Source organism: Microbacterium sp. NPDC007973, assembly GCF_042958465.1.
GTDB lineage: Bacteria > Actinomycetota > Actinomycetes > Actinomycetales > Microbacteriaceae > Microbacterium > Microbacterium galbum.
Map to the genome: position 1 here is coordinate 101,202 of NZ_JBIBJJ010000004.1, position 13,984 is coordinate 115,185.

Below are 13,984 nucleotides of genomic sequence, written 5' to 3' on the forward strand. Positions count from 1 at the left end.
GCGCGGCTATTCCCGGGTGGCCGCGATCGACGGGTCGACCTCGTCCCAGAGCTCCACCGTCTGAACGATCCAGAACACCGCGAACAGGGCCAGCGCCACCGACTCCCCCACCAGCACCACCGGGATGCCGCGCTGCTCCACCCCCGCGAGAACCCCGACGATCAGCAGCACCAGAGTGGCCGCGATGGCCCCCGCCACCGTCGCGTACGCCACGCGCAGGCGGCTCCGCCTCACCCGCGCGGGCCGGGGGCGCCACGCGGCCAGGCCCGCCACGACGGCGATGAGCACGAAGAACGCGACGGCGGCGGCCTCGTGCGCGCGCGCGAGGAAGGCCTCGGGCGCCACCCGGGCCCAGACGCCGCCGCCGAGCACGATCGCCGTGACCACCGCGGCCGTCGTCACCACCCCGCGACTCAGCGTGCCCTGCACCCGCGCGAGCACGATCGCGACCACGACCCCCACAAGGACCACGGATGCCACCGCCCCCGCGTTGTTCGCGACCGTCGCGCGCACCTCGGGCGGGATGCATCGCACGTCGACACCGCAGGAGACCGAGGTCGGCACGAACGCGATGACGAGGGCGAGCACGGCCGCGACGTCGAGCAGCCCCTGTTCCACACTGCGCCCCGACAGGGCGAGCAGCGCCAGCGCGATGGCGCTGAGAGCGCCCACGAAGACGGGACCGGCGGGCGTGTAGTACGCCGCACTCACCGAGGGCAGCACGCCCCTCCCGACCAGTTCGATTCCGACGCCGACGGCGAGGAACACCGTGGCCCCCACGATCGCGAGCCGCACGTACCGGTACGTGCGCTGGGTCGACGTCGTGCGGATGCGCATACCCGCATCCTGGCAGGAGCCGCCGACAAGACCGGTCGCCCGGCGGGTGTCGGCGGCGTCTGGAAGACTTCCCGCATGCGCGAATTCCTCGCCGGAGCAGGTCTCCTCGCTCGTGGGCTCGGCCAATGGCGTCGCACGCCGGGCGCGATGGCACTCGGACTCATCCCCGGGACGCTCGTGGGCCTCGTCTTCGGCGGCGCCCTCGTGGCCTGGGGGCTGGTCCTGCCCGGCCTCGTCGACGACTGGACGCCCTTCGCCGACGGCTGGGCGCCCTTCTGGGCGGGGGCGCTGCGCACCGCGATCGGGGTCGCGTCGTTCGGCGCGGCCCTGCTGCTGGCCGTCGTGTCGTTCACCGCCGTCACCCTCGCCGTCGGCGAGCCGTTCTACGACCGCATCTGGCGCGCCACCGAACGCAGCGCCACGGGCGAGGTCCCCGAGGCCGAGTACGGCTTCTGGCGAGCCGTCGGCGACAGCGCACTGCTCATCCTCCGCGGCATCCCGGCCGCTCTCCTCGCCTGGCTGCTGGGCCTGATCCCCTTCGTCGGCGGGGTCGCGGGGTTCGTCGCCGGCGTGCTGCTCACCGGCTGGCTCCTCGCCGACGAGCTCACCTCCCGAGCCCTCTCGGCGCGGGGCCTTGACCGGCGCGCGCGTCGCGCGATCATCCGCGCGCATCGCGCCCGCGCCCTCGGATTCGGGGTCGCCACCCAGCTCTGCTTCCTCGTGCCGTTCGGCGCGGTGGCCGTCATGCCCGCGGCCGTCGCCGGCAGCACCCTCTGGGCGCACGACGCCCTCGGGTCCGCCGCGTCGCCCCCTCAGACGAGGGAGGCCGGCGGGGCCGTGACGCAACCCGCGCCGGCCGCGGACCGTTCCTCCGACGCGGCACGATAGCCTGGAGCGACCGAAGGGATCTTCATGTTCATCGTCTCGCTCATCCTGTTCGTCGGCGGCATGCTGCTGACGGGACTGTCGTTCTCGCTCGCGGCCCCCGCGCTGTTCTTCGCCCTCGGCATCCTGCTGGTCACGGCGTCCCTGGCCCTGCCCTTCCACTTCGGCACGCGGTAAGTCCTCCGCTCGGCGTCCGCGTGAGCGGCGCCGAGCCGCCGGGTACCGTTGCACGGTGCCCTTCTCGTTCGACGCCCTCCGTCGCCGCCCCGATCTCGAGGGTCCCGACCTCGTCGCCCTCGACGCCGCCGATCGCCTGATCCTCGACGAGTCGGCCGTCGCCCGCGCCGACCTCCCCGACGGCGCCCTCGTCGTCATCGGCGACACGCACGGCGCGCTCACCCTGGCCTCCGCCGACGCGGGGGCGCGCGGCATCCGCGTGCACCAGGACGAGCTGCTCGGCGAACGGGCGCTGGCCGCGAACGCTTCCGACGCCGGGCTCGACGAGGCCTTCACCTCGCTCCCGCTCGATGCCGACCTGCTGCGCGGTGCGCGCGTCGTGCTGATGCGCCTTCCCCGCTCGCTGCGGGCCCTGGCCGATGCGGCCGGGCTCATCGCCCTGCACGCCCACCCTGAGGTGCAGGTGTTCGCGGGCGGGCGCATCAAGCACATGACGCTCGCGATGAACGAGGTGCTCCGCGAGCACTTCGACCGCGTCGACGTCTCGCACGCGCGGCAGAAGTCGCGCGTGCTCCTCGCCCGCGGACCGCGCGGCGGCGCGACCCCGGTCCCCGACGAGGCGGAGGTCGACGGCATCCGGATCCGCGCCTTCGGCGGCGCCTTCGCGGGAGCCTCGATCGACATCGGCACCCGCCTGCTCCTCGCCCACCTGCCCGCCCCGCGCGGCGACGAGGCGATCGACCTCGCGTGCGGCACGGGGGTCGTGGCGGCGGCGCTGGCCGTGCGCACCCCCTCGCTGCACGTCGTCGCGTGCGATCAGTCCGCGGTCGCCGTCGCCTCGGCCCGGGCCACCGCGGCGGCCAATGGCGTCGCCGACCGCGTGCGCGTCGACCGCGACGACGTGCTGGGGGCGAGACCGGATGCCAGCAGCTCCTTCATCGCGCTCAATCCCCCGTTCCACGCGGGTGCGGCCCTCGCCGACGGTCTCGCTCCGCGCATGTTCGCCGACGCCGCGCGCGTGCTGCGGCCGGGCGGCGAGCTGTGGACCGTGTGGAACTCCGCCCTGCAGTATCGACCCGCCCTCGAGCGCCTCGTCGGCCCGACCCGCCAGGTCGCCCGCGATCGCAAGTTCACCGTGACGGTGTCGACCAAGCGGTGACCGACCGAGGGGGCGCGACGGCGGGACATGCCGTGTCCCCGTCGCGCAGGCAAGCCGTCGCATCGGCACGCGCTTCGGCGTAGATTCGGGGACGCTCGACGAGGAGGGAGGACAGCACCATGCGCGTGCCCGCCGTCGCCACCACTCTCATCGTCCTCGCCGCTCTGCTCTCCGGCCCCGCGCCCGCCCTGGCCGACACGCGCGCCGACCCGCTGGATGCGACGGTGTCGACACCGGCGCTCGCCGACTGCTCGAGCATCACGGCGACGGGACGCGAGTACGCCCGCCTGCACGGCATCGCCCTGTGCGGGGCCGATTCCGCTCCGGCATCCGCGCCCCTGCGCACCGAGCAGGTCGGCGGCGAGGAATGCGGGTCGGCGACGCTGGTCATGACCAGCCGCGGCGGCGGCGTCGCCACGGTCGAGTGGCGCGTCGAGTCGACGACCGGGCCGGTGCTGGGGGTCGAGCTCGACGTGTCGACCGCGGGCCGCTCGGGTGACACGATGCGCCGGTTCGTCGATGACGCCGCCAGCCAGCGCGTGCGCCGGAGCACGGTGGCGTTCCTGGGCGTGGGGCGGGCGGCGGCGACCGTCTCGGGCACCGTCACCACCTTCCTGGCGACGTGCCGCATCGCGCCCGCGAGCGTGCGCATCCACGTGCGGTGACGCCCGCGCACCACCGCGCGAGCGGTCAGCCCTTGCCGCCCGGCGGACCAGCGATCAGCAGCACGACGAACACCAGCGCGACGACGAGGACCAGCACGAGGCCCAGAATCGCGGGTCGGCGCAGGAAGAAGCGCAACAGGCGGTCGAGCGGGCGACGATCGCGCGGATCCGGCGTCTCGTCGAGTCGCCAGGCACCCCGCAGGCGTCCCGTGCGGTGCAGCCAGATCTCCGTCGGCACGGTGGCGTACGGGATGACGGCGCTCACGACCGCGATCGCGGCCGGGCCGACGCCCCACCGCTGGTTCAACGCCACCAGCACGGCCGTGGCGCCGTAGGCGAGGAACACGAAGCCGTGGATGCCGCCGCCGATAGACACCGCGATCGGCAGGTCGGCCGTGGCCCGCAGGATGAGGCCGGCGATGAGCAACGTCCACGAGACCGCCTCGGCGATCGCGAGGATGCGGAACAGGGTCAGGGGCGTGCGGAACACGTCTCTCCTCGATCGGTCGGGACTTCCCACCCTACAGAAGGGCTCGACGGGTCACCCGGGCACCCTTCGACGTCGAGACGTCCCGCCGCCCATCACTCGATCGGCTGGTCGTCGCCGTCCAGGCTCGGGTCGGAACGCTCCCCCTCGGCGGCCGTGGTGGTGTCGGGCTCGGGCCCGGGTTCGATCGGGGGCTTCTCGCGGTCGGCATCCATGCCCCCACCTCACCAGATCCCCGCGCGCAGGCCACGGCCTTGACGCCGCCATCTCGGAACGGATGCCACCCACCCGGCGCGTAGGCTGGAGGGGTGGCGGAATCCCGGGGGCGCGTGTGGACCGGCGTCATCCGGGTCGGCCCCCACCGCGGCGATCATCGGGTCGCGGTGCGCGCGGTGCTCAGCGTCGGCATCCCCCTGATCGCCCTCCTGCTGCTGAACCGCCTCGACCTCGCCGTCTACGCGAGCTTCGGCGCGTTCGCCGCCCTGTACGGCCGCACCGACGCGCCGCGAGCCCGTGTGCGCATGCAGGCGACGGCGGGGGTGATCCTCGTCGGTTCGATGCTCGTGGGCACCGCCCTGTCGGCCCTGTCGACGCCCGCCCCCGTCAGCGTCGCGGTCGTCGCCGTGCTCGCCGCGATCGTGACGCTCTTCGCCTACCGCGCCCAGTGGCATCCTCCCGGCGCGCTCTTCGCGGTGTTCGCCGCGGGGGCCACCGCGAGCTTCCCGGCGACGGCGTCGACGTTCGCAACCGTCGTCGTGGTCGGCGGGGCGAGCGTGGCGTGGAGCCTGCTCGTCACGACCGTCTTCGTGCTGGCGCGCCGGGGGTCGTGGGCGCGTCCGACGCGCCCCCGGCCGCCGATCGGCGCAGTGGCGTGGGAGATGACCGCGACCGTCGGAATCGCCGCACTGCTCGCCGGCATCGCGGGGGCGCTGCTGGTCGGGACGCACTGGTATTGGGCGATGGTCGGCGCCGTCGCCGCCGTCGGCGGGGCTCACGTCACCGCGCGCCTCATCCGGGGCGTCCAACGCCTCGTGGGCACCCTGCTCGGCGTGCTGATCGCGGCGGGGCTGCTCACCCTCCACCTCCCGCCGTGGCTCGTCATCGCCGTGGCGGTCGTGCTGCAGGCCGGGGCCGAACTGTTCGTGGGGCGCAACTACGGCATCGCGATGCTCTTCATCACCCCGCTCGCGCTGCTGATGATCTCCCTCGCCTCGCCCGCCTCCCCCGACCTGCTGTTGCGCGACCGCGTGATCGAGACGGTCATCGGCGTCGCGGTCGGCACCGCGGTGGCGATCGTCTCCGCCGGACTCCGCCGCCGCGGAACGCGGGGGTGACGACGATGGATGCCCGCTCCCCCCGCCGCCTCGGACACGACGCCGCCGAGCGCATCAGTGCGGGCTGCTACGGCGCGCTCGTCTCGGCATCCACGCTCATCGGGCTGAGCGACAGCGAGCTCGGACTCGTCGTGGCCGTGGTCGCGCTGACGAATCTCGTGTACTTCGCGACGCATGTCTTCGCGTACTCGCTCGGCGACACCTCCCCCGAGCGCCCGTCGAGGATCTTCCGCCACCACCTCGCGGTGAGCGCGCCCATGGTGTCGGTGACGTTCCTACCGCTGCTCGTGGTCGTGCTCCTCGTCGCGTTCGGTGTCGCCCTGGCGACCGCGCTGCTCTGGGGCGTCGGGGTGGCGATGGCCTACCTCGTCGTCGTCGCGACGGCCGGAGCGCGCCTGCGGGGGTACTCCCTCGTGGGCGTCGTCCTGACGGCGATCGGGGCCGCGCTGGTGTCGGCGCTGCTGATCGTGGCGAAGCTGTTGCTGCACTGATCTCGAAAGGACCCGCGCATGCCGTCCCCCTCCCTCACCGTCGTCGGTGCGATCAACGTCGACCTCACCGCGCGCGTGGACCGCGCGCCCGCCGCGGGCGAGACCGTCGCCGACGGCGTGCTGCAGCGCGGACCGGGGGGAAAGGGCGCCAACCAGGCGGTCGCCGCGGCCCGCCTCGGCGCCGCCGTGCGTCTGGTCGGCGCGGTCGGCGACGACCTCGACGGGCGCGGGATCCGCACGCAGCTCGCGGCCGAGGGCATCGACGCCTCCGGGGTGCAGACGGCGTCGGCCGCCACGGGAACGGCGCTCATCGTCGTCGATGCGACCGGCGAGAACTCGATCGTGGTGTGCCCGGGGGCGAACGCCGAGATCGACGCGACGCACCTGCGCATCGAGCCCGACAGCGCCGTGCTGCTGCAGCTCGAAGTGTCGGATGCCGTCGTGATCGCCGCCGCGCGCGCGTCGAGCTTCCTCGCCGTCAACGCCGCCCCCGCCCGCCCGCTCCCGCCCGGCGTGCTCGAGAAGTGCGACGTCGTCATCGTCAACGAGACCGAGTACGCGCAGCTCCCCGAGGTGCACGACGTGCCGCTGCTGTGCGTGACGCTGGGCGCCGCGGGTGCTCGCCTCTACCGTTACGGCGATCTCGCGGCATCCGCCCCGGGACTCGCCTCGACCGTCGTCAACACCGTCGGCGCGGGCGACGCGTTCTGCGCGGCCCTGGTCTGCGGTCTGCTGCGCGGCGACTCCGATGAGACCGCGCTCGTGCGCGCGTGCGCCGTGGGGGCCGCCGCGGTCGCCGATCCCGCCTCGCAACCCCGTCTTTCCCACCTCGACACCTACGGAGCCGACGCATGACCCGCCGCCCGATCCTCGTCGACTGCGACACCGGCATCGACGACGCGCTCGCCCTGGCGTACCTGCTGGCCGAGCCGGCGGTCGAGGTCGTCGGCGTCACGACGGTGTCGGGGAACACGGATGCCGCCCGCGCGGCCGCCAACACGCTCTCGCTGTTCGAGCTCGCGGGGGTGCACGACATCCCGGTGGCGATCGGCGCGCACGACTTCCGCGGTCGGGCCTACGCCGGAGGCGCTCCCCATGTGCACGGCGACGACGGTGTCGGCGGCATCGCCCTGACCGCCGCCGCCCGGGCCCACGACGCGCGACCCGCGGTCGAGCTCATCGATCACCTGGCGACGCGGCATCCCGATCTCACCGTTCTCGCCCTCGGTCCGCTCACCAACCTCGCCGCCTACGCCGAGACGTCCGGAGTCGCCGCCTTCGACCACCTCGTCGTGATGGGCGGCGCCTTCGCCCACTCGGGCAACGTCACGGCGTGGGCCGAGGCGAACATCCACAACGATCCCGAGGCGGCGGCCGTCGTGTTCATGCAGGACTGGGACACCACCCTCGTGCCGCTGGACGTCACCATGACGCAGACGCTCGATGAGGCCGACCTCGTGCGCCTCGAGGCGATCCCGGGCGCCCTGCCCCAGGCGCTGGCCGCGATGCTGCCGCTGTACCTCGACTTCTACGCCGGACGCGTCTTCCCCGATCGCCGGTGCGCCCTGCACGATCCCCTCGCCGCGATGGTCGCCGCGGGCGTTCTGCGGGGCGTGAGCGTCACCTCGGGACACGTCGACGTGCGCCTCGAGCGCGGCGAACGCGGGCGCACGGTGTCGTCGCGCGGCTCCGACACGCAGCGCTGGGTGCGCGGCATGGAGGGCTCCGCGGTCGAGGTGCTGCTCGAGCGGCTCGAGGCGCGGGAGTGGCCGTTCTGACGCGCTCGCGCCGGGCCCCGACGGCCCGCTAGCGGCTGAGCGGAGCTCCGGCGCCGAACGCCGCCGCCGCGAATCGCTCGCCGATCAGGCGGTGCGTCGCCGTGTCGGGGTGCAGCCCGTCCGGGAGCGGATGGGTGACCGCCTCGTCGGCGCCGTACAGCGACAGACCGTCGAGGTAGTGCAGCGCGGGGTCGTCAGCCCGCGCGGCCACCACCGACGCGAGCAGATCCCGGATCACCTCCAGAGTGAGCGCTCCGCGCGCGACCTCGGCGGGCGACCCGGTGGCGACGAATCGCGCCGACCCGGAGCGCAGGCTCTCCGGATCGAAGGCGCCCGGGCCGGGGGTCTTCTCGTGGATGCCGCTGAAGATCGGCGACACCACCAGCAGCGGGGTGTCGGGATGCCCCTCGCGGATCGTGTCGAGGAACCCGTGCACCGCCGGGACGAAGGCGCGCGCCCGCATCGCGTCGGCGTTCACGACGTTGATGCCGAGCTTGACGCTGATGAGGTCGGCATCCCGGTCGCGGATCACCCGGGCGAGGAAGGGGTCGACCATCGCGCTGCCCCCGAAGCCGAGGTTCTGCAGCTGCACCCCCGCGGCGCGCGCCGCGACGACGGGCCAGATCTCAGTGGGAGCGGCGGCGTTCGAGCCGTGGCTGATGGAGCTGCCGTGGTGCACCCAGACCGGTCGGGCGTCGGCGATCGGGGCGAGCGGCGCGTCGGACTCGAGCGAGACGAGGTCGATCTGCTCGTTGTGGGGCAGCCAGATCTCGACGGTCTTCTCGCCCGGAGCGAGGTCGCGCATTGCGACGGTGTCGGCCGCCCCGGGCCGAGGAGTCGCCGCTCCCGTCGCCAGGTCGAGCTCGAGCGCGTCGCCGTCTTCGAGAGATCGACGCCGCACGAGCACGTCGTCGACCAGCACGTCCACCTGCCCACGTGCACGATCGAGCCCGCGGTACGACACCCGCGTGGCGTGCAGGCGCAGGGTCAGGGTGGTCGCCGTCGTCCGCAAGCGCAGATGGATGCCGGACGGCTGACGCTCCACCATCGCGAGCTGCCCGTCGGCCTCTCGGGAGCGGTACGGCAGCGGCAGGCGATGCAGGCGCAGGCCGCGCTCGACCGGCTCGAGCTCCGCGCCGCCGCGAATCAACTCCGGGGTCAGGGGGGTCGTGATCACTTCTCGTCCTTCGCGTTCCAGTGAGCCAGGAGACCGTCGAGACGGTCGATGAGCAGGCGCCAGGAGTCGTCCGCCGGCGGTGCGCTGTGCGCGAAGCTCCCGATGTGCTCGAGGTGCAGGAAGCCGTTCAGGAACGACCCGATGAGCCGCGTCGCGTGCACGCGATCGTCGTCGGGAATGCCGTAGCCGCGCAGCACCGCCGCCGACGCACGGCTCGATCGCGCGGCCTCCTCGGTGCGCACGACCGCCTCGCCGGCCCGGCGCTGCAGGCTCTCCCAGCGGCCGGGGTGGGCGCGCGCGTACTCGCGGTGCGCGTCGCACAGCGCGCGGAGGGCGTCTCGCCCGGCGCGACCGGCCACCGCCTCGCTCGCGCGGTCGCCCACCTCGCCGAGCGCGAGGGTCGTGATGCCGTCGCGGAGGGCCGCGAGATCGCGCACGTGGCCGTAAAGGCTCGGGGTGCGCACGTCGAGTTCACGGGCGACGGCGGAGAGGGTCACCTCGGTGAGGCCACGCGCGTCGGCGAGGTCGGCCGCGGTGCGGATGACGGATCGCGGGGTGAGCGGGGGGCGTTGCATGCCACAAGACTATAGGTATTAGGCTATTTGCTACTACTCGTAGTTGGGGAGCGGCGAACGACGAAGGCCCCGCACGGTCGTCCGTGCGGGGCCTTCGTGGTCGGAACTCAGAAGTCCCAGTCGTCGTCTTCCGTCGCCTCGGCCTTGCCGATGACGTACGACGAACCCGACCCGGAGAAGAAGTCGTGGTTCTCGTCGGCGTTCGGCGAGAGCGCCGACAGGATCGCCGGGTTCACGTTCGTCACCGACGCGGGGAACATCGCCTCGTAGCCGAGGTTCATCAGCGCCTTGTTGGCGTTGTAGTGCAGGAACTTCTTGACGTCCTCACTCAGTCCGACCGAGTCGTAGAGGCTCTGGGTGTAGCCCACCTCGTTGTCGTAGAGCTCGTACATCAGCGAGAACGTGTAGTCCTTGACGTCCTGACGACGGGCCTCGTCGACGGTCTCGAGTCCGCGCTGGAACTTGTAGCCGATGTAGTACCCGTGCACGGCCTCGTCGCGGATGATGAGGCGGATCAGGTCTGCCGTGTTGGTGAGCTTGGCGCGGCTCGACCAGTGCATGGGCAGGTAGAAGCCCGAGTAGAACAGGAACGACTCGAGAAGGGTCGAGGCGACCTTGCGCTTGAGGGGATCGTCGCCACGGTAGTAGTCCATGACGATGCGCGCCTTCTTCTGAAGGAACTCGTTCTCGGTCGACCAGCGGAACGCCTCGTCGATCTCCTTCGTGGAGCACAGCGTCGAGAAGATCGACGAGTAGCTCTTCGCGTGCACCGACTCCATGAACGCGATGTTCGTGTAGACGGCCTCCTCGTGCGGGGTGATCGCGTCGGGGATCAGCGAGACCGCGCCCACCGTGCCCTGGATCGTGTCGAGGAGCGTGAGCCCCGTGAACACGCGCATCGTGAGCGTCTGCTCCTCGGGAGTGAGCGTGTTCCACGACTGGATGTCGTTCGACAGCGGCACCTTCTCGGGGAGCCAGAAGTTGTTCACCAGACGGTTCCAGACCTCGAGGTCTTTGTCGTCCTGGATGCGGTTCCAGTTGATGGCCTGCACGTGGTTCAGCAACTGCAGCTTCTCAGCCATGTCGTTCCTGTGTCCTTGATCGGTCGGTGGTCAGCGGATCAGAGCATGCACGAGACGCACTCGGTCATGTCGGTGCCCTCGAGCGCCAGCTGACGGAGGCGAATGTAGTAGATGGTCTTGATGCCCTTGCGCCAGGCGTAGATCTGGGCCTTGTTGATGTCGCGCGTCGTGACGGTGTCCTTGAAGAACAGCGTCAGCGACAGGCCCTGGTCGACGTGCTGGGTGGCTGCGGCGTACGTGTCGATGACCTTCTCGTAGCCGATCTCGTACGCGTCCTGGTAGTACTCCAGGTTCTCGTTCGTCATGAACGGGGCCGGGTAGTAGACGCGACCGAGCTTGCCTTCCTTGCGGATCTCGATCTTCGAGGCGATCGGGTGGATCGAGCTCGTCGAGTTGTTGATGTACGAGATCGAACCGGTCGGCGGCACGGCCTGCAGGTTCTGGTTGTAGATGCCGTGGGCCTGCACCGAGGCCTTCAGCTCACGCCAGTCGTCCTGCGTCGGGATCTGGATGCCGGCGAACAGCTCCTTCGTCTTCTCGGTCGCGGGAGCCCACACCTGGTCGGTGTACTTGTCGAAGAACTCGCCCGACGCGTACGTGGAGTTCTCGAAGCCGTCGAAGGCCGTGCCGCGCTCGATCGCGAGACGGTTCGAGGCGCGGAGCGCGTGGAACAGCACCGTATAGAAGTAGATGTTCGTGAAGTCGATGCCCTCTTCGGAGCCGTAGTAGACGTGCTCGCGAGCGAGGTATCCGTGCAGGTTCATCTGGCCGAGACCGATGGCGTGCGAGCGGTCGTTGCCGTCTTCGATCGAGCGCACCGAGGCGATGTGGCTCTGCACGCTGACCGCGGTGAGGGCACGGATCGCGGTCTCGACCGTGAGGCCGAGGTCGCCGCCGTCCATCGCGAGGGCGATGTTCATCGAGCCGAGGTTGCAGCTGATGTCCTTGCCGATGGTGTCGTACGAGAGGTCCTCGTTGTACGTGGTCGGCGTGTTGACCTGCAGGATCTCCGAGCACAGGTTCGACATGTTGATGCGGCCGGCGATGGGGTTCGCCTTGTTCACCGTGTCCTCGAACATGATGTACGGGTAGCCCGACTCGAACTGGATCTCGGCGAGAGTCTGGAAGAACTCGCGCGCGTTGATCTTCGTCTTCTTGATGCGCGGGTCGTCGACCATCTCGCGGTACTTCTCGGTGACCGAGATGTCGCCGAACGGCTTGCCGTAGACCTTCTCGACGTCGTACGGCGAGAAGAGGTACATGTCCTCGCCGTTCTTCGCGAGCTCGAACGTGACGTCGGGGATGACGACACCCAGCGACAGCGTCTTGATGCGGATCTTCTCGTCGGCGTTCTCGCGCTTGGTGTCGAGGAACCGGAGGATGTCGGGGTGGTGGGCGTTGAGGTACACCGCGCCGGCGCCCTGACGCGCACCGAGCTGGTTGGCGTAGCTGAAGCTGTCTTCGAGGAGCTTCATGACGGGGATGATGCCCGACGACTGGTTCTCGATCTGCTTGATCGGCGCACCCGCTTCGCGGATGTTCGACAGCAGCAGGGCCACGCCGCCGCCGCGCTTCGACAGCTGCAGGGCGGAGTTGATGCCGCGGGCGATCGACTCCATGTTGTCTTCGATACGGAGCAGGAAGCACGACACGAGCTCGCCGCGCTGGGCCTTGCCCGCGTTGAGGAACGTGGGGGTCGCGGGCTGGAAGCGGCCCGAGATGATCTCGTCGACGAGCTGGACCGCGAGACGCTGGTCGCCGTCGGCGAGGGCGAGGGCGGTCATGACGACGCGGTCCTCGAAGCGCTCGAGGTAGCGCTTTCCGTCGAAGGTCTTGAGCGTGTAGCTCGTGTAGTACTTGAACGCGCCGAGGAAGGTCTCGAAGCGGAACTTCGCACCGTAGGCGCGGTCGTTCAGCTCCTGGATGAACTCCATCGAGTACTTCGCGAGCACGGTCGGCTCGTAGTACTCCTTCTCGACGAGGTAGTCGAGACGTTCCTTGAGGGAGTGGAAGAACACCGTGTTCTGGTTGACGTGCTGCAGGAAGTACTCCCGCGCCGCGCGCTTGTCGGCGTCGAACTGGATCTTGCCGTCGGCGTCGTACAGGTTCAGCATCGCGTTGAGGGCGTGGTAATCCAGTCCCTCGAATCGCGCTTCGGTCTTGAAGTCCACGTCGGTCAGCTCAACTTCCACCATCGTTCCAATCCCTCGGTGACCCGCTCGACATCGTCGGGGGTGCCGAAAACTTCCAGCCGGTATAGGTGCGGCACCGCGCATTTGCGCGCGATGATGTCTCCGGCGAGGCAGAAGGCGTCGCCGAAGTTCGTGTTCCCCGCGGAGATGACCCCGCGGATGTTTCGTCGGTTCCGCTCCTCGTTGAGGAACCGGATGACTTGCTTGGGGACCGCGCCCTTCTCGACGCCCCGACCGGCACCCCCGCCATAGGTGGGGGTGACCAGCACGAAGGGTTCGTCGATGTGGAGGGGCGGGTCGGTCGGCCGGAGCGGAATGCGCACGGCCCGCTTGCCGAGCTTCTCGATGAAACGTGCGGTGTTGCCGGACACGCTCGAGAAGTAGACGAGCAGCGGGGCCTCGGTCGCCGACACGACAGCGCTCATGACGGGGGTCTGAGAGCCTGTCGCCGGATCAGGCGAGGCGCGACGCGAGCTCGTCGATCTTGTCGGGGCGGAAGCCCGACCAGTGGTCCTCGTCGGTGATGACGACGGGTGCCTGCAGGTACCCGAGCGACTTGACCTGCTCGAGCGCCGACGGGTCTTCGGACAGGTCGAGCACGTTGTACTCGATGCCCTTCGAGTCGAGTGCGCGGTAGGTCGCGGTGCACTGGACGCAGGACGGCTTGGTGTAGACCGTGATCGCCATGTCGTTCTCTCTCTCCCCTGGAAAATCGTCGTCCGGGCGGGCAGGGCTCGCCGGGACCTCAATACTACATATGGGGACGGACATCGGAAGGCACCACAAGGGGTAGTAGTTACATCCGTGTGATTTTCCACCGTCTCTCCCCATGTACAACACAGGTTGTCCACGATTTCATCCACAGATGACCCTCCCTCCCGAGCGCTGTTAACAGGCGCGATTCCGCGGTTGTCGCCGAGTCCGACGCCGTCTGTCCACAGATCGGACGCTAGACGGGGGTTCCGACATCGCACAGGCCGTGGAATTCGCCCACCGGCGTGTCGCGGCGTGTCGCCGGACCGGCCCCACCGGCCGCCGATCGAGATCCCACGGTCCGTGCAAGAGCACGGCATCCGGTCCCCGAGGACGACGTGATCTCGACACGATCGCGTGCGTCCGTGGCGCGGGGCCGGCGCTCCCCCTGC

At 70.5% G+C, this 13,984-nt stretch carries 16 protein-coding genes; 8 read left to right on the forward strand and 8 right to left on the reverse strand.

Features of this window, described 5'->3' with window-relative positions:
• Positions 1-6 precede the first annotated feature (6 nt).
• Complete coding sequence (locus tag ACFZA2_RS13180; RefSeq protein WP_391405582.1) at positions 7-837, reverse strand: hypothetical protein; 831 nt, start codon at positions 835-837, stop codon at positions 7-9.
• 75 nt (positions 838-912) lie between these two features.
• Here ACFZA2_RS13180 and ACFZA2_RS13185 point away from each other — a divergent pair, with 75 nt between their 5' ends.
• The 4 genes from ACFZA2_RS13185 (at position 913) to ACFZA2_RS13200 (ending at position 3,723) form a co-directional block, all read left to right on the forward strand.
• On the forward strand, positions 913-1,725 hold the full coding sequence (locus tag ACFZA2_RS13185) for an EI24 domain-containing protein (protein WP_391405585.1): 813 nt from the start codon (positions 913-915) through the stop codon (positions 1,723-1,725).
• Positions 1,726-1,749: 24 nt separating this feature from the next.
• A complete protein-coding gene (locus ACFZA2_RS13190) occupies positions 1,750-1,899 on the forward strand; it encodes a hypothetical protein (protein ID WP_298873232.1) in 150 nt (49 codons plus the stop codon).
• Between the two features lie 55 nt (positions 1,900-1,954).
• Complete coding sequence (locus tag ACFZA2_RS13195; RefSeq protein ID WP_391405588.1) at positions 1,955-3,058, forward strand: class I SAM-dependent methyltransferase; 1,104 nt, start codon at positions 1,955-1,957, stop codon at positions 3,056-3,058.
• A 119-nt stretch (positions 3,059-3,177) separates the two neighbouring features.
• A complete protein-coding gene (locus ACFZA2_RS13200) occupies positions 3,178-3,723 on the forward strand; it encodes a hypothetical protein (RefSeq protein WP_391405591.1) in 546 nt (181 codons plus the stop codon).
• 25 nt (positions 3,724-3,748) lie between these two features.
• On the opposite strand, the gene ACFZA2_RS13205 is transcribed toward ACFZA2_RS13200, so the two are convergent.
• Complete coding sequence (locus ACFZA2_RS13205; protein ID WP_391405594.1) at positions 3,749-4,213, reverse strand: DUF3817 domain-containing protein; 465 nt, start codon at positions 4,211-4,213, stop codon at positions 3,749-3,751.
• 305 nt (positions 4,214-4,518) lie between these two features.
• Between ACFZA2_RS13205 and ACFZA2_RS13210 the strand changes: the two genes are divergently transcribed.
• From ACFZA2_RS13210 to ACFZA2_RS13225, 4 genes are read left to right on the forward strand one after another with little or no spacing between them, the layout of a single operon-like run.
• Complete coding sequence (locus ACFZA2_RS13210; RefSeq protein WP_391405597.1) at positions 4,519-5,544, forward strand: FUSC family protein; 1,026 nt, start codon at positions 4,519-4,521, stop codon at positions 5,542-5,544.
• 5 nt (positions 5,545-5,549) lie between these two features.
• Complete coding sequence (locus ACFZA2_RS13215) at positions 5,550-6,035, forward strand: hypothetical protein (protein ID WP_391405599.1); 486 nt, start codon at positions 5,550-5,552, stop codon at positions 6,033-6,035.
• Between the two features lie 18 nt (positions 6,036-6,053).
• Positions 6,054-6,890 (forward strand): PfkB family carbohydrate kinase, encoded by an 837-nt coding sequence (locus tag ACFZA2_RS13220; protein WP_391405602.1) that lies wholly within the window; start codon positions 6,054-6,056, stop codon positions 6,888-6,890.
• Entirely contained in the window at positions 6,887-7,813 is a 927-nt protein-coding gene (locus tag ACFZA2_RS13225) for a nucleoside hydrolase (RefSeq protein ID WP_391405605.1), read from the forward strand. Before ACFZA2_RS13220 ends, ACFZA2_RS13225 begins: the two co-directional genes overlap by 4 nt.
• A 28-nt stretch (positions 7,814-7,841) precedes the next feature.
• Here ACFZA2_RS13225 and ACFZA2_RS13230 read toward each other — a convergent pair whose 3' ends face one another.
• The 6 genes from ACFZA2_RS13230 to nrdH form a co-directional block, all read right to left on the reverse strand.
• The gene (locus tag ACFZA2_RS13230) at positions 7,842-8,990 is read right to left on the reverse strand and encodes a GDSL-type esterase/lipase family protein (protein ID WP_391405608.1); all 1,149 of its coding nucleotides are present in this window, start codon (positions 8,988-8,990) and stop codon (positions 7,842-7,844) included.
• Positions 8,987-9,565: a TetR/AcrR family transcriptional regulator gene (locus tag ACFZA2_RS13235; protein ID WP_391405612.1), complete on the reverse strand. Its 579-nt coding sequence runs from the start codon at positions 9,563-9,565 to the stop codon at positions 8,987-8,989. Before ACFZA2_RS13235 ends, ACFZA2_RS13230 begins: the two co-directional genes overlap by 4 nt.
• Positions 9,566-9,672: 107 nt before the next feature.
• On the reverse strand, positions 9,673-10,647 hold the full coding sequence (gene nrdF, locus ACFZA2_RS13240) for a class 1b ribonucleoside-diphosphate reductase subunit beta (RefSeq protein ID WP_391405615.1): 975 nt from the start codon (positions 10,645-10,647) through the stop codon (positions 9,673-9,675).
• Positions 10,648-10,685: 38 nt separating this feature from the next.
• A complete protein-coding gene (gene nrdE, locus ACFZA2_RS13245; protein WP_391405618.1) occupies positions 10,686-12,842 on the reverse strand; it encodes a class 1b ribonucleoside-diphosphate reductase subunit alpha in 2,157 nt (718 codons plus the stop codon).
• A complete protein-coding gene (gene nrdI, locus ACFZA2_RS13250) occupies positions 12,824-13,264 on the reverse strand; it encodes a class Ib ribonucleoside-diphosphate reductase assembly flavoprotein NrdI (RefSeq protein ID WP_315994698.1) in 441 nt (146 codons plus the stop codon). Before nrdI ends, nrdE begins: the two co-directional genes overlap by 19 nt.
• Before the next feature lie 28 nt (positions 13,265-13,292).
• Positions 13,293-13,526, reverse strand: a complete 234-nt coding sequence (nrdH, locus tag ACFZA2_RS13255; protein ID WP_055838040.1) for a glutaredoxin-like protein NrdH — start codon at positions 13,524-13,526, stop codon at positions 13,293-13,295.
• Positions 13,527-13,984: the final 458 nt, after the last annotated feature.